The sequence below is a fragment of the Maridesulfovibrio salinus genome (assembly GCF_055394525.1).
This window is the reverse complement of sequence record NZ_AP042461.1, coordinates 3808344-3828137: the sequence shown is the minus strand read 5'-3', so window position 1 is coordinate 3828137 and position 19794 is coordinate 3808344. Positions and strand designations below refer to the sequence as shown.

15 protein-coding genes are annotated in these 19794 nt (G+C 50.1%); 7 read left to right on the top strand and 8 right to left on the bottom strand.

The features are described from left to right. Nucleotides 1–164: 164 nt before the first annotated feature. From dnaK to ACZ5PW_RS17555, 3 genes are all read right to left on the bottom strand, one after another. Nucleotides 165–2084: a molecular chaperone DnaK gene (gene dnaK / locus ACZ5PW_RS17565; protein WP_464556113.1), complete on the bottom strand. Its 1920-nt coding sequence runs from the start codon at nt 2082–2084 to the stop codon at nt 165–167. An 87-nt stretch (nt 2085–2171) separates the two neighbouring features. After that, nucleotides 2172–2750: a nucleotide exchange factor GrpE gene (gene grpE, locus ACZ5PW_RS17560; RefSeq protein WP_464556111.1), complete on the bottom strand. Its 579-nt coding sequence runs from the start codon at nt 2748–2750 to the stop codon at nt 2172–2174. 163 nt (nt 2751–2913) lie between these two features. Then, on the bottom strand, nt 2914–4128 hold the full coding sequence (locus ACZ5PW_RS17555) for an aminopeptidase (RefSeq protein ID WP_464556109.1): 1215 nt from the start codon (nt 4126–4128) through the stop codon (nt 2914–2916). Nucleotides 4129–4414: 286 nt separating this feature from the next. Between ACZ5PW_RS17555 and ACZ5PW_RS17550 the strand changes: the two genes are divergently transcribed. Together ACZ5PW_RS17550 and feoB are read left to right on the top strand one after the other, a co-directional pair. After that, nucleotides 4415–4648, top strand: a complete 234-nt coding sequence (locus tag ACZ5PW_RS17550; protein WP_464556107.1) for a FeoA family protein — start codon at nt 4415–4417, stop codon at nt 4646–4648. Beyond that, nucleotides 4649–6829, top strand: a complete 2181-nt coding sequence (gene feoB, locus ACZ5PW_RS17545; RefSeq protein WP_464556105.1) for a ferrous iron transport protein B — start codon at nt 4649–4651, stop codon at nt 6827–6829. Between the two features lie 423 nt (nt 6830–7252). On the opposite strand, the gene clpB is transcribed toward feoB, so the two are convergent. The 5 genes from clpB to coaE form a co-directional block, all read right to left on the bottom strand. Continuing rightward, complete coding sequence (gene clpB, locus ACZ5PW_RS17540) at nt 7253–9874, bottom strand: ATP-dependent chaperone ClpB (protein WP_464556103.1); 2622 nt, start codon at nt 9872–9874, stop codon at nt 7253–7255. A gap of 335 nt (nt 9875–10209) precedes the next feature. Next, nucleotides 10210–10524 carry a chaperone modulator CbpM gene (locus ACZ5PW_RS17535; RefSeq protein ID WP_464556101.1) on the bottom strand — a complete coding sequence of 105 codons (315 nt, stop codon included), beginning with the start codon at nt 10522–10524 and terminating at the stop codon, nt 10210–10212. A 14-nt stretch (nt 10525–10538) separates the two neighbouring features. Continuing rightward, entirely contained in the window at nt 10539–11528 is a 990-nt protein-coding gene (locus ACZ5PW_RS17530) for a DnaJ C-terminal domain-containing protein (protein WP_464556099.1), read from the bottom strand. 207 nt (nt 11529–11735) lie between these two features. Further along, entirely contained in the window at nt 11736–12467 is a 732-nt protein-coding gene (locus tag ACZ5PW_RS17525; protein WP_464556097.1) for a rhomboid family intramembrane serine protease, read from the bottom strand. A 351-nt stretch (nt 12468–12818) separates the two neighbouring features. Then, nucleotides 12819–14468, bottom strand: a complete 1650-nt coding sequence (coaE, locus tag ACZ5PW_RS17520) for a dephospho-CoA kinase (protein WP_464556095.1) — start codon at nt 14466–14468, stop codon at nt 12819–12821. A gap of 207 nt (nt 14469–14675) precedes the next feature. Here coaE and upp point away from each other — a divergent pair, with 207 nt between their 5' ends. The 5 genes from upp (at nt 14676) to pssA (ending at nt 19727) form a co-directional block, all read left to right on the top strand. Beyond that, nucleotides 14676–15302, top strand: coding sequence for a uracil phosphoribosyltransferase (gene upp, locus ACZ5PW_RS17515; protein WP_464556093.1), 627 nt, complete (start codon nt 14676–14678; stop codon nt 15300–15302). 241 nt (nt 15303–15543) lie between these two features. Then, nucleotides 15544–16794 (top strand): uracil-xanthine permease family protein, encoded by a 1251-nt coding sequence (locus ACZ5PW_RS17510; RefSeq protein WP_464556090.1) that lies wholly within the window; start codon nt 15544–15546, stop codon nt 16792–16794. Nucleotides 16795–16991: 197 nt separating this feature from the next. Further along, complete coding sequence (gene mnmA / locus ACZ5PW_RS17505) at nt 16992–18074, top strand: tRNA 2-thiouridine(34) synthase MnmA (RefSeq protein ID WP_464556087.1); 1083 nt, start codon at nt 16992–16994, stop codon at nt 18072–18074. An 18-nt stretch (nt 18075–18092) separates the two neighbouring features. Then, on the top strand, nt 18093–18671 hold the full coding sequence (locus ACZ5PW_RS17500) for a GNAT family N-acetyltransferase (protein WP_464556085.1): 579 nt from the start codon (nt 18093–18095) through the stop codon (nt 18669–18671). Nucleotides 18672–18959: 288 nt separating this feature from the next. Beyond that, the gene (pssA, locus tag ACZ5PW_RS17495; protein WP_464556083.1) at nt 18960–19727 is read left to right on the top strand and encodes a CDP-diacylglycerol--serine O-phosphatidyltransferase; all 768 of its coding nucleotides are present in this window, start codon (nt 18960–18962) and stop codon (nt 19725–19727) included. Nucleotides 19728–19794: the final 67 nt, after the last annotated feature.

The window sequence follows — 19794 nt, the reverse complement described above, 5'->3', positions numbered from 1 at the left end:
CTCTGACACGATGTCTGCGGAGCTTGGTAAAACTAGAACTCCGGAGAGACTGTCTATACTGTCAGAAACAAAATTTTTAGAAACAAAAAATCCGGCCTTCCCGAATTTGAGAAGGCCGGATTAAATTATACTTTAGTTACCAGCTATGCAAGTGCTGACGAGTCTTATTTTTTCTCATCTTTAACTTCAGTGAAGTCCGCGTCGACAACATCGTCGTCGCCACCAGCTGCTCCAGTTGCACCTGCACCTTCAGGGCCTTCAGCGCCTTCGGCTCCAGCCTGGTTCTGCTGTGCGTAGAGCTGTTCAGCCAGCTTGTGGGAAGACTGAGAAAGAGCTTCGGTTGCCTGCTTGATGGCTTCAGGATCATCAGAGTCCTGAACTTTCTTGAGGTCTTCAACCTTTGCTTCGATGTCGGACTTCAGTGCAGCGTCAACGTTATCTCCGATTTCGCGCAGGGACTTCTCAGTAGTGTAGATGAGAGAGTCGGCCTGGTTGCGGGCTTCGATGAGTTCCTGTTTCTTTTTGTCGTCATCAGCATGAGCTTCAGCATCCTTAACCATTCTTTCGATGTCGTCTTCAGACAGCCCGGAAGATGCAGTGATCTGGATGGACTGTTCTTTGCCGGTACCCATATCCTTGGCGGAAACGTTTACAATACCGTTGGCATCGATGTCGAAGGTTACTTCGATCTGGGGCACGCCGCGGGGGGCTGCGGGAAGACCGGTCAGTTCGAAGCGGCCGAGGGTCATGTTGTCAGCAGCCATGGGACGCTCACCCTGCAGAACATGGATGGACACGGAGGGCTGGTTGTCAGCCGCAGTTGTGAACACCTGGCTCTTGCGGGAAGGAATAGTGGTGTTTCTTTCGATGAGGTTTGTGAAAACACCGCCCATGGTTTCGATACCCAGAGACAGAGGGGTAACATCGAGAAGCAGAACGTCTTTAACGTCACCTGCGAGGATACCGCCCTGAATGGATGCACCCATTGCTACAACTTCATCGGGGTTAACGGAACGGTTGGGTTCCTTGCCGAAGAATTCTTCAACTTTTTTCTGTACCAGAGGCATACGGGTCATACCACCGACGAGGATGACTTCGTCAATGTCAGCTGCGGTAAGTCCTGCATCCTTAAGTGCTTTCTGGCAGGGTTCCTTGGTGCGGTCAACCAGATCTTCAACCAGTTTTTCCAGCTTGGAGCGGGAAACTTTGACCATAAGGTGTTTGGGGCCGTTCTGGTCAGCAGTGATGAAGGGCAGGTTTACTTCGGTTTCCATGGAAGTGGAAAGCTCTTTCTTGGCTTTCTCGCCAGCTTCTTTCAGACGCTGCAGAGCCATGCGGTCCTTGGAGAGATCAATACCGTTTTCACGCTTGAACTCTTCCACGAGGTACTGGATAACTGCGTGGTCGAAGTCTTCACCGCCGAGGAAGGTGTCACCGTTGGTGGCACGTACTTCAACAACGTTGTCGCCGACTTCAAGGATGGAGATGTCGAAAGTACCGCCGCCGAGGTCGAATACAGCGATTTTTTCGTTTGCTTTCTTGTCGAATCCGTAGGCCAGAGATGCAGCGGTTGGTTCGTTGATGATGCGTTTTACTTCAAGACCTGCGATACGTCCGGCATCCTTGGTGGCCTGACGCTGGGAGTCGTTGAAGTATGCGGGAACGGTGATAACCGCTTCTTTTACTTCCTCTCCGAGGTAGGTCTCAGCATCTTTCTTGAGCTGCTGCAGGATAATGGCGGAAATTTCAGCGGGGCTGTATTTCTTGCCTTCGATTTCAACCCATGCATCGCCGCCTTTACCGTCAACAATGGGGTATGGGCAGTGGTCAGCCCATTTTTTAACGTCGGGAGAACTTACCTGACGTCCCATGAGACGTTTGATTGCGAATACGGTTTTTTCGGGGTTTGTAACAGCCTGACGTTTGGCAATTTCACCAACAAGGCGTTCTTTGTCGGTGAAGCCCACGATGGACGGGGTGGTACGTCCGCCTTCCGGGTTGCTTACGCATTTGGGGTCTTTACCTTCCATTACGTAAACACAGGAGTTGGTGGTACCGAGGTCGATTCCGATAATTTTAGACATATATAACTTCCTCCAGATAAAATTTCAGTTTCACTGCATTATGAATTAATGCCTGATTCTAACTTGTAAAGTGTCGTGTGAAAAAAATTACGCTGTTTTGTTTACCATTACTTTGGCTGGGCGGATTACACGTCCTTTCAGAACGTATCCTCTCTGCATCATCTGGGCTATGCATCCGTCAGAAAGTTCTGCGACCTGTGCCATTCCCATGGCTTCATGGAAATTGGGGTCAAATTCATCCCCGACTTTGCCCACAGCTTCAAGCCCATGCTTTGCAAGAGTATCCAGAAACATCTTTCTGGTCATATCCACTCCGGTAACGAAGTCTTTGCATGCTTCAAGGTTCTGCGCATGATCAAGTGCGAGGTCAAGGTTGTCCAGTATCGGCAGCAGATCAGAAAGAATGGACTCGGCCGCGAACTTTTTCAAATCTTCAGTCTCGCGGGCCAGTCGTTTCTTAATGTTTTCTGTTTCCGCCAGTGAACGGAGCCTTTCTTCCTTGGCTTCACCCATCACATCACACGAAGGACATACATGCTCCCTGCAGAGAGCGGTAAGCTCTTCTTCGCTGAGGGTTACTTCATTCTCGGTTTCCGCGGTTTCTTCGGTTTCAGTCGCCGCTTTTTCCTTTTCAGTCATTTCTTTTGTATTCTCTTTTCCAGACATGGATTCTCCGGTGTCATGAATTAGCGGCCTGAGCCTTGGTAAAAAGGGCTATCAGACCGCACAATTGGACAAATAAGCATCCACTAAATGTTGTCAACATATATGGACGTATCAAAGCTGTTTTTTTTGAATTTTTTGAAAATGGTATCAGTCAGATCGTTTTCTATCCGTCAATCAGAAAATGTCCATGTTCGTAAATAATGGCCTTTTTACCTTCCGCAAGATTGGCGGTGACGGTTTTCTCTTCGGTGTTAACCAGATCCCAGTGTATAGAAGAGGTGTTGAATCCAAGTGAATCCATCATCATTTTATCGAGCATTTCAGGCGGGCCGGAAAATGTTCCGCTTAAGGACTGTCCCAGAGCTAAATGGCAGCTGCCGTGTTCTCCTCCGAAATTTTCATCAAGGATTGTCTGGGCCATGAAGTGGTCTACACGTGAGATGGATGAATCCGTAAGCGAAAATTCTCCCACACGCCTTGCTCCTCCATCAGCACGAAGCTGGTCGAGCAGGAATCTTTCGCCGCCCATGGCTTTTACTCTGATGGCGATTCCATCCATGAATTCAAGCTGTACTCCGTAGACCCCCCGATCCATGTATAAAGATGGCAGGTCGGAAAAGTAGACCCCATTGACCGTTCGGTGGTCAGGCGAAATATAGATTTCATATCCGGGGATGTTGTCGCCTGTGGCGCCTAGCCAGCGGCGGTTTTCACCGGGAGAAAAATACAGGTCGCACAGTTCGGACTGCATGCGTATTGATTTTATGTCCATTGAAGTCAGCCATTCCGAGATTTTCCGTGTCCGTTTGGCTATCTTTTCCCATTCACGCACCGGGTCGGGCATGTTCAGGTAACAGGCTCTCATGAGTCTGTGTGTATAATCTTCAAGAGTCAGACCGGATTTATCTGCCAGTGCGGGAGTGGGGTAAACGCATTCAGTCCAGGCCAGTTTGCCCTGCATTTTGCGCTTTTCCACAGTCTGGCGGAATGTTCTGGCCGCATTCCTGTTTTCCATTATGGATCGGGGGTCTACTTCCGCCATGGCTCCCACTTCCTCAGGAGCGTGAATCCGGATAATTCCGGCGGCCTGTTCGTACAGCTCCCGTCTTCCGGGAGGGGTGAACATCAGTTGCCCGAAGCTTGAGTTGATATACAGTTCAGCCTTCATTCCCGGTGTCGGGGCAATTTCCACAACCGGATGGAGGTGTCTTTCAATCATGAGGGCGAAAAGGGACTCCGCGAGGGGGGTGGCGAGATGGTCGTATCTTATTACAACGATATCCCTGTTCCTGAGTTTGGTTCCTTTCTGATTCTCAAGAGCCCAGAGCAGGACCTTGGAATACTGGCGCATGTCTTCGTATGGGATGTTTTTTTTCATATAAATATCTGAGTATCATCTTGAAAAAGCAGGATTGCTGATTACATAGTCTAGAGGCTAAAGTTAAACTTATCTACAATAAATGCGATTGTGCTACAGTTTAATAGTTAGGTATCCTACAAAAAAAGTATAGTATTCGAGGCTTGTTTTATTTATATGTAGAACAAGGCGAATATGAGATTGACTTTCATTCATCTGTAAAGCTAAACATGAATCGCACCAACTTGGGTTGGGCTGTAACACTTTGATAATGTGATTCAAAATCAGTAATATATAAGGATAGGCGATGTCGGTATCACTTCGAAGCATGAAAAAAGACCAGAAAGGTGTAGTTGTAGCTGTTAACGCCAGTGGTGAACTGGGCCGCAGGATCAGGGATATGGGTCTTGTTCCCGGGACCGAATTCATGGTCGTGGGCCGTGCTCCGCTGGAGGACCCTGTTGCTCTCCGGATGAAGGGGTTTACCCTTACTCTGCGCAACAACGAAGCTGACTTTATTACCGTCAAGCCGGAGGGTTAAATGAACAGGGAATATTTTGTAGCCGTATCAGGCCAGCCCAACTGCGGCAAAAGCACCATGTTCAACGAACTGACCGGGTCGACAGCCAGAGTGGGTAACTATCCCGGAATTACAGTTGACCGCACGGAAGGGCGCTACTGTACAAGTGACTTCTGTGCCAACCTTGTAGACCTGCCCGGGACCTATTCGCTTACTTCCTACTCTATGGAAGAAGTCGTGGCCCGTGATGTTATAGTGGATGAGAAACCGGACGTGGTTATTAATATGCTGGATGCCACATCCCTTGAGCGTTCACTGTATCTTGCTGTGCAGTTCATGGAAATCGGTGTTCCAGTGGTCCTTGGCCTCAACATGATGGACGAGGTCCGCAAGAAGGGTATCCGTATAGATTCCGAAAGGCTTTCCGAGTTGATGGGAGTTCCGGTTATCGAATGTGTCGCCCGCAGGGGCGAGGGCCGGGATGAGCTTATGGCAGCGGTTAAAGAGGTGGCTGACCGCACTCAGGGTAAATGGAGTCCGGTGAATATTTCTTATGGTCATGATCTTGATCCGGTCATTGAAGAAATGACTGAGCTTATCGTTGAGAATAATTTCATGACCGACCGTTATGATCCCCACTGGCTTGCGGTCAAATATCTTGAGGAAGATGAGATCGTCATCAAGAATGGGCGGGACACCGGGCCACTTTCCGCTGAGCTTGAAGCAAAGGTAAAAAAGGTTTCCGAACATATTCAGAAGACTCTTAATACCTACCCCGAAGCGGTTCTTGCTGATTACCGCTACGGTTTCATCAGTTCCATTTTGAAGCAGGGCGTCATCACCCGTGAGGATGATCTGCGTTTTGATTTTTCCGATAAGATTGACCTTGTTCTTACCCATAAATTTCTGGGGCCGGTTATCATGCTGCTGCTTATGTACGGCATGTTCTATGTGACATTTAATATCGGAGCGATTCCTCAGGGCTGGGTTGAAGACGGCTTTGGCTGGCTATCCAACACGGTAGCCTCCATCCTGCCTGACGGTTTGCTTAAATCCATGATTGTATCAGGGGTTATTGATGGCGTGGGAGCTGTAATGGGCTTTACACCGCTTATCCTGATCATGTTTTCAATGCTGGTTTTTCTGGAGGATCTCGGCTACATGGCCCGGGTCTCCTACATGGTGGACAGGGTGTTCCGGATGTTCGGGCTGCACGGTATGTCGATCATGCCTTTTATCATGTCCGGCGGTCTTCCCGGGGGATGTGCTGTTCCGGGAGTTATGACCTGCCGGACCCTGCGCAGTCCCAAGGAGCGTATTGCCACCATAATCACCGCTCCTTTTATGATCTGCGGGGCCAAGACTACTGCGTATATCATGCTTGTTGGGGCCTTTTATCCAGAAAATGCCACCACGGTGATGTTTTTTCTGGTGCTTCTATCATGGCTCCTTGCTCTTTGCTTCGGGCGCCTGCTGCGCTGGACTGCCCTTAAAGGTGAGTCCACTCCTTTTGTCATGGAACTTCCTCCTTACCGCATCCCCACTCTGCATGGCGTGGCTATTCACACATGGGACCGCGTCTGGGAATACATCAAAAAGGCCGGTACTGTAATTCTGGCCATCTCCATTCTCATGTGGGCATTGATGACTTTTCCGCAGCTCCCATCCGAACGCGTCGCGGCTTATGAAACCCAGCGGACACAGGTTATGGAGCAGAGTGCTGCATGGTCTGGAACAGCAGAGGAAAAAGAACAGAAGCTTGATGAAGCCCTGGCCGAGATTGACTACAATGAAGGCGAGGAAGCGCTGAAAAGATCTTATGCCGGGCGCATGAGTGAGGCCATCTCTCCGGTAACCGATGCTGCCGGATTCCCGTGGCAGGCCAATATCGCTTTTATTGGTGCATTTGCGGCCAAGGAAGTGTTCGTATCCACAATGTCCACGGCCTATTCTTTAGGTGATGAAGACCCTGAGGAAGCATTGTCACTCAAAGAAAAGATTGCAGCGGACAAGGCTTGGACGACTCCGGTAATCTGGTCGGTATTTATCTTTTTGATGGTTTACGTGCCGTGCATGGTAACCGTGGCGGTAATTATCCGTGAGACCAACTGGAAGTGGGGGCTCTTCTCCGTGTTCGGTTCTTTAGGTTTCGGGTATACTCTGGCCGTGTTTATTTATCAGGTAGGTACTGCACTGGGATAAATTAGCCTCCGGCGGCTCTCCGAGGGCCAAAGGAAAAACTTTTGCAAAAGTTTTTCCTTTGGAATCCTTTTCAAAACCTTTCATTAAGCTTCGCATGTAGCGCGGCAGTTCTCTTGTAAAAGCTAATCCCGTGGAATCAAACGCTCCCACGGGATTTTTATTTTTCAGACTAAGCCCAGTTAAAAGTTTTTGGGAGAGTCCAGAGAACCCCTTTTTTCAAAAAGGGTTCTTTGGCCCTCGGAGAGCCGCCGGAGGCCTTCTTGCCGCGGCAGTTCTCTCATAAAAATTAATCCCGTGGAATCAAACGCTCCCACGGGATTTCTATTTTTCAGGCCAAGCCCAGTCAAAAGTTTTTGGGAGAGTCCAGAGAACCCCTTTTTTCAAAAAGGGTTCTTTGGCCCTCGGAGAGCCGCCGGAGGCCTCTTAGTCTGTTTTGAAGACCAGTCCGTCCTCACCTGCATCAATTGACACGGTCTCTCCTTCCAGCAGTTCTCCACCGATAATCCGGCGGGCGAGCGGAGTTTCCAGATGTGCCTGCAGATAGCGGCGCAAGGGCCTTGCCCCGTAGATGGGATCGTAAGAAGCGTGGGCGATGAATGCTTTGGCTTTGTCGCTTACTTCCATCTTCATCTTCTGCTCATCAAGACGGATACGTAATCCTGCAAGCTGCAGGTCTACAATCTGAACCAGATCCTTTTCAAGCAGCGGCTTGAAGAGCACAGTTTCATCAACACGGTTCAGGAACTCCGGCCTGAAATGATTCCGCAGTACGTTCATTACTCCGTCCTGAACTCCGTCCTTGAATTCTCCGTTGGACTCAATCCCTTCAAGCATGAGCTGTGAGCCGAGGTTCGAAGTCATGATTATGAGGGTGTTCTTGCAGTCCACGGTGCGTCCCTGCGAATCGGTAATGCGTCCGTCATCCAGTATCTGCAGCAGTACGTTGAAAACATCACTGTGCGCTTTTTCTATTTCGTCGAAGAGCACAACGGAATAGGGCTTGCGGCGGATTGCTTCGGTAAGCTGACCGCCTTCATCGTATCCGATGTATCCCGGAGGCGCTCCGATGAGTCGGGCAACCGCATGTTTTTCCATGTACTCGGACATGTCCATGCGTACGATGTTTTCCTCGCTGTCGAAGAGGGCTTCGGCCAGAGCCTTGCAGAGCTCGGTTTTACCTACCCCGGTGGGGCCGAGGAAAATGAATGAACCGATGGGGCGTGAAGGATCTTTAAGACCCGCGCGCGCCCTGAGCACTGCTTCGGATACAGCTCTAACTGCATCATCCTGACCGATGACTCTCCCGTGCAGGATATCTTCCAGACGTAGAAGCTTTTCCCTTTCGCCTTCCACCAGCCTTTTAACCGGTATCCCGGTCCAGCGGGAAATAATTCCGGCGATATCATCGGGTCCGACAAATTCTTTCAGCAAACGTTTGCTGTCTGCGGTGATTTTTTCTTCATCACCTTCAATGTCGGTTTCAATGTTTTCAAGCTGCTTCTGAAGACCCGGAAGCACGGAATAGGTCAGCTCGGATGCCCGACCAAGGTCTCCGGCCCGCTGGGCTTCTTCGATATCGATTCTGGTTTTTTCAATCTGCGCCTTGAGGTCGCGGACCTTGTCGATAGATCCTTTTTCCTTTTCCCACTGTTCAATCAGCTCAGACTGCCTGATCTTCAACTCGGTGATAGTGTCTTCCAGTTTGGAGAGACGTTCACGGGATGCCGCGTCCTCTTCTTTGCGCAGCGCTTCGCGTTCGATTTCTGCCTTCAGGATCTGGCGGTTGACCTTGTCCAGTTCATAGGGCTGGGAGTCTATTTCAGTCCTGATCATGGCGGCGGCCTCATCTATGAGGTCGATGGCCTTATCCGGTAGCTGGCGGTCAGTAATATAGCGGTCGGAAAGGCTTGCGGCCTCAACAATCGCGCCGTCACTGATCCTTACACCGTGATGCACTTCGAACCTTTCTTTGAGTCCCCGCAGGATGGAAACTGTGTCCTCGACTGTGGGTTCTTCAACCATAATGGTCTGGAACCGTCTTTCGAGGGCAGGGTCTTTTTCGATGTACTTGCGGTACTCGTCAGTGGTTGTCGCGCCGATGCAGTGCAGTTCTCCTCGGGCCAGCATGGGCTTGAGCAGATTGCCCGCATCCATTGCTCCGTCTGTTTTTCCTGCGCCAACAATGGTATGAATTTCGTCGATGAATATGATGATCCGGCCTTCGGACTCCTGAACTTCTTTGAGCACAGCCTTGAGGCGCTCTTCGAATTCACCGCGATATTTGGCTCCTGCAATGAGCGCACCCATATCGAGCATGAAAACGGTTTTGTCCTTCAAGCCTTCGGGCACATCTTTTTTGACGATGCGCTGTGCCAGACCTTCGATGATAGCGGTCTTACCGACACCTGCCTCACCGATAAGGATCGGGTTGTTCTTGGTCCTGCGGGAAAGGATCCGGATTACCCGTCTGATTTCGGAATCGCGGCCGATGACAGGATCAAGCTTTCCTTTGCGGGCTTCCTCAACCAGATCGCGACCGTATTTCTTGAGCGCGTCATAAGTTGCTTCAGGATTGTCAGTGGTAACACGCTGGTTGCCACGGATGGAAGTCATCGCTTCAAGAACCTTGTCCTTGGTCAGGCCGAAGGATTTGTTGACCCTTCCTGCGCCGGTTGATCCGTGTTCATCCATGATAGCGAGAAAAAGGTGCTCCACGCTGATGAATTCGTCCTGCATGCGCTGGGCAACTTCTTCAGAAGCAACGATTATACGGTTAAGCCGCTGAGTGACAAAGACCTGCCCCGGCTGCGCGCCAGGGCCGCTGACTTTGGGCAGCTTGCCGATTTCATTTTCTATTTCAGCCTTGTAAGCCGAAGGGTCTATGGAAGATTTTTCGAGAATTTTTGAAACAATTCCGTTCTCCTGATCCACGAGGGCCAGAAGAAGGTGTTCCACTTCTATCTGCTGCTGACCGTGTTTAACGGCCAGAGACTGCGCCGCAGCGATTGCGTCGTTGGTTTTCTGTGTGAATTTGTTCGGATCCATATTGAGTCTCCTTTTGATTTATATCGTTGACTCGCATTCAAGATTCTGAACTCACTTTCCGGCCACTGGGCCACGAAATCCGGACGCACTTCTACTGTTCCTCAAAGGGGAGGGCTTATCCTCCCCTTGAAGTTTTCCGGCAATACAGGCTGGAGTCTGAATCCTGTTGATGGTTCGCAAGTCATTGCGTGTTCTTTCTTATTTCCGGGTGCTTGAACCGTTTTGATTCGCACCGCCTCAGGGTCTAACCTTTTTAGCGGGTACTGCTCTTAAGTATTACAGACCCTTTAAAAGCTGAGTACGTCAGACCTTTATACGGCTTAGCTCCCGGAGTGTTAAATAAGTTTTTTCATTTCTTTAATCTGGCTTTCCAGTTTTTCCACTCTGTCGAGCAGGTCCACAATTATGGAGCCGCCTATGGTGGTTATTTCGAGATCCTTGCAGAGCCTCGCCAGCTTACCCATGCGGTAGAGGTCGCGGGTCTCGAAGAGGTAGTGTCCGTCACCGGTTGTTCCCGGTTGAATCCACTCCATGCTTATCAACTCAAGTACAGCTGTTTCCTGCAGGCCTGTGATCTCCACAACCTGAGCGATAACAAGCCGCTTGGAGCTGCTGGGAGGCTGCGCTTCCATTCTTTTATTAATGTCCATCAGTTCAGCCTCCGTTAAAAAGATCTTGGTTTGAAGTCAGACTTGGCTGCCATTTCTTCCCAGAGTTTCTTCATTTCATCGGAATCCGACTTGGGGACCTGAACCATTATGCGCACAAATTGATCGCCTTTTCTGGCTCCTGTCCCGAGACCACGGCCTTTTACACGAAGTTTTTTACCGCTTCCGATCCCGGCGGGAATGTTCATCTCGATCATACCGTCCAGAGTGGGCAGCTTGAACTTACCACCCAGTGCGGCTTCCCACGGGGCCAGGTTCAGATCAAGGATAACATTGTTTTCCTCAACCTTGAAATGCGGGTGCGGAGCCAGTCTTATCCTGAGGTACAGGTCGCCGCGGGGGCCGTCATTGGGCCCGGGGGAGCCCTGGCCGGCGAGACGGATTCTCTGGCCGTCTTTGATACCCGCAGGAATATTCACATCCAGAGTCTTTGACTGGACCATGGGATGTCCGCCGGGGCCGGTCGCACGTTCCTGCACAGTGATGGACTTGTGTCCGCCCCGGTAGGCTTCTTCAAGCGAAAGCTGCAGGGAAGTCTCGGAGTCTTCTCCCTTGCGCGGGCGTTGCTGGAAACCTGCTCCACCAAATCCGCCTCCTCCGAAACCGGAACCTCCGAACTGTGCTCCGCCGAATCCACCGGCCCCGCCGAAAATGGTTTCAAAGAAATCGCTGAAGTCTCCGCCTCCGGCTCCGGCTCCGCCGAATCCACCGAAATTCATGTTCTCGTAGCCCGGCGGGGGACGGAAATTCTGTCCGTGCTCCCAGTCTGAACCGAACTGGTCGTACATTTTACGCTTTTCGGGATCCTTGAGGACTTCGTAAGCTTCGTTGACTTCCTTGAATTTCTTTTCTGCTTCAGGATTGTCCGGGTTAAGGTCCGGGTGATATTGCCGGGCCAGTTTCTTGAAGGCCTTGGCAATCTCTTCCTGACTTGCGGAGCGGGAAACTCCCAGAAGTTTGTAATAATCCTTATATTTCACGCTCATCTCTATACTAACTCCTTGAGTGATTGGACGATCGGCTTTTGCTCGTCACTTTACCAAAATAATTCATGGGTTGAGCAAGTCAAGCGTAATGATTGAATTTAGGTTGCATACTACATTTTAAAATCCCTCTAAAACAGTCGGGAATGCAGTAAACTCCTACGTTTTGGAGGGGAATAAAGAAATATAATTTTGTAACCGAATTTTAATTTAAAAATCTTCAGGCAGTTCATAGTCTTTCTTTTCAGGTATGTAGCAGTAAACGCAGCGGTCCTTGCGAACGAAGAGCTTGATCATAACCATTCCAGCTATGAATCCTCCAACATGTGCCGCCCACGCCACTCTTTCCGCTGAGCCGTTGAAATGGTCGGAAACACCGGATACCACCTGAATCATAAACCATAAACCAAGGAACAGCCCGGCGGGTATCTTGAAGAAAAAAGGAATAATTATAACCGGAAAGAGGGTCAGCACTTTTCCGTGCGGATACAGCATGAGGTATGCCCCCATTACTCCCGCGACCGCTCCTGACGCACCGATAACAGGCGCACTGGCAAGAGGGTCTATAGCCATCTGCACTCCGATGGCTACCAGTCCGCAGGCCAGATAAAAGATTATGAACCGCCAGTGCCCGACGGCATCTTCGATATTGTCGGCGAAAATCCATAGCATCCACATGTTGAGGATGATGTGCAGCCAACTGCTGTGCAGAAACATGTAAGTAAAAAGAGGCAGCGTTCCGGCATCCGGATACCCGGCGGCGACCGCCCATTCCGGATGGAAAAAGCGTGCCGGGACTACCCCAAGCAGGTGGAAAAGCACCAGCCGTCCCTGTGGTGTGAGCATCTGTTCGAACAGAAACACGGCTGCGTTAAGAATAAGTATTGTCCTGAGGACATAAGGGGTGATGAGGCAGGGGACGTTATCGCGAATCGGGATCATGTAGCTGGGCCTTCATTGTGAGTTCGTAAATTTTGAGTCTTTAACGGCACTGTAGCAAAAAAGAATACTGATCTCTATCGGTGAAGACCTAAAAAAATCCCCGCCGCGTAAACGCAGCGGGGAAAAGACGAGATTGAGTTGGTAGGTAAACTAGGGTCACTCACTCCCTAAACGCAAAACCCGATGCCGAAAGCGGGGTTGGACCTTTGGTAGAATTCTCTTATGTCAAATGGATTTTCATCCTAACTATTATTATGTGTTCATTCTTCCGACTACGGTCCTGGCCCTCGCCTCAGGTCTCACTTATATAGTAAGAACTCATAGGGCCAAGTCAATACTCACCATGCACGATTAGTTTTCTTCGTTCTTGAAAATCTTTCCCAGGAAAGCGCTGAAATTTTCTTCCTTTTTCCTGCGCAGGATTGCAAGCTCATCAAGAACCCGCAGAGTCTCTTTTTCCAGTTTTTCCAGACCTTCGTCATTTTGGATAACTGCTGTACAGCAATCAAGTTTTGCCTGTTCATCCCATTGCCATGAGTCGAAAACAGCCAGTACCTCTGGCGGAAGATTGCGTTTTTCCCTGAGTTCGCCTGTTCTTTTTTCGGCGGGGCAATGCACTCCTATCACAGCATCCACAATCCCGCTGGTATGCCAGCCCCCTTCCAGCAGGAGCGGTACTTCTGCCACTGCGACCGGGCGGCTGTTGTTCTCACGGAAAAATTCTTCCGCTTCATGCTGAACAATGGGGTGGATTATATTCATTATTTCACGGCGCAGAGTTTCGTCATCGCGCATGGCGCTGAAAAGTGCGGTTTTATCGATATTTCCGGTGTCCGGGTCGATAAACCTGTTTCCAAATCTCTGACGGATAAGTTCCCATCCTGCTCCATCCTTTTCGTAAGAACGGGCCACTGATTCGTCTGCACTGAAAGTGGGAATTCTTTGTTTGCGTAACATGCTAAGAACGGCTGACTTTCCACAGCAGGGCATACCTATAAGTCCCACACGCTGAGTGGTTTTGTTCAGCTCCGTCAGCAGGGAAATGAAATCTTCAGGCGGGGTAAGCTGAAAACTGAGTTCCTCACCGGATTCGGGATGCCTGAATGCAAGGCTGTATGCATGCAGCATCTGCCGTTCGCAAAGATCTGCCAGTCTTTGGTTGCTGCGGATAAGGTCGGCATGCTCCCTTGACCCGTATACCTGATCGCCAAGCAGCGGGTGTCCGATGTGGGCCATATGCACTCTTATCTGGTGAGTGCGTCCGGTATGGATTTTGACTCTTACAAGGCTGGCTATTCCGGCTGGATCGGACCATAGCACTTCGTATGAGGACCGGGCTTCACGTCCGCCTTTAAGTATAACCGCCATCTTGGTTTTGTGTACGGGATGGCGTCCCATGGGTTCATCAATATCCCCGAACTGTCTTTCCGGAACACCGTGGACAATTGCCAGATATGTCTTGTTGACTTCCCGCTCAGCAAAGGCTTCGGACATGGCAAGGCGGTCATGCTCGTTAAGGGCTACAGCAATGAGTCCTGAAGTGAACTTGTCCAACCGGTGGACAATTCCGGGCCGCCACTGGTCCATTTCCTTAATCTCCGGAAAATGGTGGATAAGTCTGTGTACCAGAGTGTCAGTAGGGCAACTGGGTGCTGGGTGAGTGGTCAACCCGGCAGGCTTGTTGATCACTGCTATCCGGCCATCATTGAAAATTATTTCAAGAGGCTTGTCTTCCGGAATAAGGGTTGTTTCTTCCGCTTCACCCTGAAGGGTAAGTACTTCGTCTCCCATGAGTTTCAGATTAGGTTTGGTGCAGACCTTGCCGTTAACTGTAGCGTTTCCGGCCTTGATCCATTCCTTGATCTTCCCTCTTGAAACTCCTTCATCTTCAAGGGCGGTTCCCCAGAATTTGTCGAGGCGTGTGTTGCGTTCTGTTCCCGGGACGGTTCGTTCCCATATAGGATTTATATTTTCATTGGACAGTTCTTCATTATTATACATGTCATTTGTTCCGTATTTCGGTTATATTCTAATTCAGTAAGTTGGATGTGCGCGGGTTTTCCTGTAATATCGGAGAGATATGTCTTAGCAGGAAAATATGTCTAAAATCTGTTGACCGTGGTAATCGTGTCTTATATAAACACGAAGTTTTGACTTTTGGGAATTTATAAAAAATAACATACATTAACTTGGCATACAGGAGGCACCGTGGCGGTACATGTGGTAGACCATCCTTTGGTAAGACACAAGCTCGGCATTCTCCGTGAAGACGGCATCAGCACCAGCCGTTTTCGCGCACTGGCTCAGGAAATCTCAAGGCTCCTCACTTATGAGGCCACCAAAGACCTTGCCACCGAAACCAAAACCATCAAAGGCTGGGCCGGAGATGTTGAGGTTGAGGAGATCAAGGGTAAAAAAATCACCGTGGTTCCCATCCTCAGAGCCGGACTCGGCATGATGGACGGTGTCCTTGACATGGTTCCCGGTGCCAGAGTCAGCGTTGTCGGTTTTTACCGCAACGAAGAAACTTTGCAGCCTGTAGAATATTACGTCAAGCTCGCAAGCAACATCAATGAGCGTATTGCACTCATTCTTGATCCCATGCTCGCGACCGGCGGAACTCTGCTGGCTACAATCGAACTGCTTAAAAAAGCAGGCTGCACCAACATTAAAGGGCTTTTCCTTGTTGCTGCACCCGAAGGCATTGAGAAAATAGTCAGCGCGCACCCCGATGTGGATATCTACACCGCGTCAGTTGACGAAAAACTTAATGACGTCGGATATATCCTCCCCGGTCTTGGAGACGCGGGCGATAAGATATTCGGCACCAAGTAAAATATACTTTTCAGGCACCACACGGTGCCTTTTTTTTGGATTAAGTTCCGCAGTTACTCAGCCGTTCCGGGTTGTCGAGTCTCTGAGGAGCATGATTTATCCGATCGCTTAAGTGCGGTATAAATTTGATTTTGTATCCGGTAGCCAGAGGAGCAGCGCCCTCTGTTCTGCCGGCAGGTGGAGCCTGTTCCACGTCAGGAGCAGCTGTCCTTTTTCAGGTAATTTTTTTGATGGAGAAAAAATGAGCACTCACAGCACTGATTACAACTTTCGGGCAAAAGACATTGTCCTTGGCGCACAGATGCTTTTCGTGGCATTCGGCGCACTGGTTCTTGTTCCGCTTCTTACCGGACTTGATCCCAACGTCGCGCTTTTTACCGCCGGTGCCGGTACATTGGTTTTTCAGGTTGTAACCAAAGGTAAGATTCCGGTATTTCTGGCTTCGTCCTTTGCCTTCATTGCACCCATTATTTACGGTGTTCAGACATGGGGAATTCCGTCAACCATGTGCGGCCTTGCTGCTGCTGGGCTTTTTTATGTGGTCCTAAGTTTTCTTATCCGCTGGCGCGGAACAGACGTTCTCAAAAGGGTCCTGCCTCCCATTGTCACCGGTCCGGTAATCATGGTTATCGGTCTTATTCTGGCTCCCGTGGCTGTTTTCATGGCGGTGGGTAAGACAGGAGACGGTTCCGCAGTTCTTGTCCCGGAGAAAACAGCGCTGATGATTTCCATGGTCTCATTGTCGGTAACCGTTGTTGTGTCCCTGTTCGGTAAGGGGTGGCTGAAGCTTATCCCGATTCTTTGCGGGATTGCTGCGGGTTACGTTGCTTCCATTTTCATGGGGCTGGTGAACTTTGAAGCTGTATCTGCAGCCCCCTGGATTTCCATGCCGAGTTTCACTGCTCCCGAATGGAACCTTGAGGCTGTGTTGTTTATTGTTCCCGTTGCAATCGCACCCGCAATTGAGCATTTCGGTGATGTACTCGCGATCAGTTCCGTTGCCAACAAGGACTACGTCAAGGATCCGGGGATCCAGAACACCATGCTCGGTGACGGCCTTGCCACTTCGCTGGCGGCTCTTCTTGGAGGTCCTCCGAACACCACCTACTCCGAGGTTACCGGAGCCGTGGCCCTGACCAAATCCTTCAACCCTGCAATTATGACCTGGGCCGCGATTGTCGCCATGGTGCTCGCTTTCTGTGGTAAGGTCGGTGCTTTTCTGTCCACAATTCCTGTGCCTGTAATGGGTGGTATCATGGTGCTGCTGTTCGGTGCGATCATGGTTGTCGGTATCAATACTTTGGTCCGCGCCGGTGAAGATCTTATGGAACCCCGTAACCTTGCAATCGTGGCCCTTATCGTGATCTTCGGAGTCGGCGGTATGTCCCTGCCCACTCCGTTCAGCGATGAATTCCGTCTTGGCGGAATCGGCCTGGCAGGTATTCTTGGGGTTTTCCTTAACCTTGTTCTGCCCCGGCCCAAAAAGTCTTAGTAAAAGAAGTCCTGTCAATCGGGTCGTCCGGTTGATTTCCTATAGAGACTTGTGAGAGACCTATGCCCGGGCAGTGTTATCGCTGTCCGGGCATAGTGTTTGGTCTTCACTTTTACCTCAGGCGCCACTTGTAACAGTTCTGAGCTTAATTGGAATACTTGCTGTTACATTAAATGTGTAAGTGTTGGAGAATTAAGATGGATTCAGGTCTACGATATCCTGATTTGAAAGAGTTCGCTGCGGGCCGCAGGGTTGCCATGGCTGTCAGCGGCGGTGCGGACAGTCTGCTTTCTCTGGTCCTGCTCAAAGAGAGCGGGGCGGATGTGTTTGCCATGCACGGATGCTTTCTCGGGCAGGAGAAAGCAAAACCCGCGGTGGAAGGTCTGGAGAAGCGTTGCGTTGAACTGGGGGTGGACCTGCATGTTTTCGATCTAACAAATAAATTTGATGAGCTTGTGATTGAGCCTTTTGTCAAGGAGTACCTCAAAGGTAACACTCCGAATCCATGTGCCCTGTGCAATCCGGAAATAAAATTCGGTGAGCTGGGCCGGGCAGCAGAAAGGCTTGGTGCCGAACTGCTTGGGACCGGACATTACGTAAGGATGGCAGAACATCCTGAATATGGACGGGTGCTGGCCCGGGGGGCTGATAGCGGGAAAGATCAGAGTTACTTTCTTTCGCTGGTACCGAAGGCAGACCTGTTGCGCGGAGTTTTTCCGCTGGGTGGCCACAGCAAGGACCAGACATACGCTGAGCTGGAAAACAGGGGAGTTGAAATACCGCTGCCTTCGGAGAGTCAGGAGATATGTTTTGTTCCAGACGATGATTACCGCACGTTTTTGATTGACCGCAATGTAAAGCTTCCGGGTGGCGGAAATGTGGCGCTCTCGTCCGGGAAGGTTATCGGTAAGCATCAGGGGGTGTGGAGGTATACGCAGGGTCAGCGCAAAGGGCTGGGTATTGCATGGAAAGCCCCTCTTTATGTGCTCGACAAGGACATGAAACGTAATGTGCTCATAGTCGGTACACGCGATGAGCTTGATGCGCAGGGATGCGTGGCCGGGGATTTCAATTTTCTGGTCGAATTCCAGCGATGGCCGGAAACTATTTTTATTCAGACAAGATACCGTCAGCGATCCAAGCCCGCGAGGGCCAGGCAGGATGGCGGAGAGATATTTTTCGATTTTATTGAGCCGCACTCGAAGCCCACGCCGGGCCAGATTGTGGCTGCTTATTCAGAAGATGGGGCAGTGCTCGGAGGCGGTATAATCCGGGGCTAGCTCCGGGGGTAAATACCGTTGATTATAGAAACAGACAGACTTTTGCTGCGCCCTTTGAGGGTGAAAGACGCCGAATTCTTCAGTTTGATGATGAAAGATCCGGCAGTCTACAGATATATCCTGAAACAGGAACCGTGGTCGGATTCCAAAATAGGACGGCTGCTGTGTGTCCAGCGTGAGGTTCTGGAACAACGGGGGTTCTGCCTTTTCGGTGTTGAGCTCAAAGGCACTGGAGATCTTACCGGTTACTGTGGATTGCAGCCCCTTGAAAGTTTTTCCGAAGCTTTTACCGATGAGGTGGGGGCGAGCTGGGCCTTTCATAAGAATTTCTGGGGATTGGGACTTGCCACTGAGTCTGCCCGGGCAATTATGGAGCAGACTTTTCTCCGTACCGGTCTGGATGACGTCAAGGCTCTTATTCACCCCGCCAACAGGGCTTCCATGCGTGTTGCCGGGAAGCTTGGTTTTCAGTTTGAGGATCTCGTGTTCCGTAACAACCGGTTGCGGCTCATGTATTCGGTTCCTAGGTCTGCCTATGAAGTTGGAAGAAACGGAAATTTTGCTCTGACTTCCTGTCTGGGGGCGGCATTCACATGACTTTGTATTCAGTAATTTAAGTACAATTTTCGTATTTAAGAAAGGTGTTTGATCGCTTAATCAAAATTTTGTTCGGCATAAACTCCTTTAATTCTGAGGCTTTGAACTTCATTTTATTATAAAGTTGTGCTTGCGGGTTGACCTTTGCTTCTGTGAAAGGTATTACTTGCACTCACAAACGGCGGTTACGACCAAGTTACCGCTGAAACGTTCAGGACTCGAAAGGGTCGAGGTCCGGTAACAGTCCGGACTGATCAACTTAAAGAAGCGAATTAGCAAGTAGTTTTAATGGCAAAGGAAAAAAGAATACCGAAGCACAAGGGCGTATATATCCTGCCCAACCTTCTCACCGTGGCGAGCCTCTTCTGTGGCTTTCTCGCGATGAACTGGGTTGTTGAGGGTAAGTACGAGATGAGTGCTGTAGCCATCCTGGTGAGCTGTCTGTTTGACGGTCTCGACGGGAAGGTGGCAAGGTTGACCGGAACAAGCAGTGAATTCGGCGTTCAGCTCGATTCTCTGGCTGATGTGGTCGCCTTCGGTGTTACTCCTGCGTTCATGATCTACCAGTGGCAGCTTCACCAGTTCGGAAGACTGGGCATGCTTGCGGCTTTTCTTTTGATAGCCTGCGGTGCGCTCAGACTCGCCCGTTTCAATGTCCGTGCTGCAACCACCTCCAAAGCCCACTTCATCGGGCTGCCCATCCCAGCGGCAGGTTGCACTCTGGCGACTCTGATCCTGTTCAATCCCTACATCCCCGCAAGCCTTGCACAGAGCGTACTGCCCATGTTCACTCTGGTGCTTGTGTATTGCCTCGCATTTCTCATGGTGAGTACCGTTCGTTACAACTCTTTCAAAGAAGTTGGAATGTTCAAAGCTCATCCCTTCAGCGCCATGGTAACTGTTATTGCTCTCTTTGCAATGGTTGCCTCTCAGCCCAAATTTCTGGGTTTCATTATTTTTGTCGGTTATATTATTTCCGGCCCCATTTACACTGTTTTCTTTCTATCCCGCAGAAGCAGTAAGCTACTAGGAAAGTCCTCCAAAGAATTGTCATAAGCTGTCAGTGCGGTTTGATACCTCACAATCAGTTTATAAGGTACAAGAATTCTTTAGGGGACGGTAA

Excerpts from the sequence above, each read along its gene's own strand:
- dnaK (WP_464556113.1), bottom strand. The coding sequence starts at position 2,084 with ATGTCTAAAATTATCGGAATCGACCTCGGTACCACCAACTCCTGTGTT.
- grpE (WP_464556111.1), bottom strand. The coding sequence starts at position 2,750 with ATGTCTGGAAAAGAGAATACAAAAGAAATGACTGAAAAGGAAAAAGCG.
- ACZ5PW_RS17555 (WP_464556109.1), bottom strand. The coding sequence starts at position 4,128 with ATGAAAAAAAACATCCCATACGAAGACATGCGCCAGTATTCCAAGGTC.
- ACZ5PW_RS17550 (WP_464556107.1), top strand. The coding sequence starts at position 4,415 with ATGTCGGTATCACTTCGAAGCATGAAAAAAGACCAGAAAGGTGTAGTT.
- feoB (WP_464556105.1), top strand. The coding sequence starts at position 4,649 with ATGAACAGGGAATATTTTGTAGCCGTATCAGGCCAGCCCAACTGCGGC.
- clpB (WP_464556103.1), bottom strand. The coding sequence starts at position 9,874 with ATGGATCCGAACAAATTCACACAGAAAACCAACGACGCAATCGCTGCG.
- ACZ5PW_RS17535 (WP_464556101.1), bottom strand. The coding sequence starts at position 10,524 with ATGGACATTAATAAAAGAATGGAAGCGCAGCCTCCCAGCAGCTCCAAG.
- ACZ5PW_RS17530 (WP_464556099.1), bottom strand. The coding sequence starts at position 11,528 with ATGAGCGTGAAATATAAGGATTATTACAAACTTCTGGGAGTTTCCCGC.
- ACZ5PW_RS17525 (WP_464556097.1), bottom strand. The coding sequence starts at position 12,467 with ATGATCCCGATTCGCGATAACGTCCCCTGCCTCATCACCCCTTATGTC.
- coaE (WP_464556095.1), bottom strand. The coding sequence starts at position 14,468 with ATGTATAATAATGAAGAACTGTCCAATGAAAATATAAATCCTATATGG.
- ACZ5PW_RS17510 (WP_464556090.1), top strand. The coding sequence starts at position 15,544 with ATGAGCACTCACAGCACTGATTACAACTTTCGGGCAAAAGACATTGTC.
- mnmA (WP_464556087.1), top strand. The coding sequence starts at position 16,992 with ATGGATTCAGGTCTACGATATCCTGATTTGAAAGAGTTCGCTGCGGGC.
- pssA (WP_464556083.1), top strand. The coding sequence starts at position 18,960 with ATGGCAAAGGAAAAAAGAATACCGAAGCACAAGGGCGTATATATCCTG.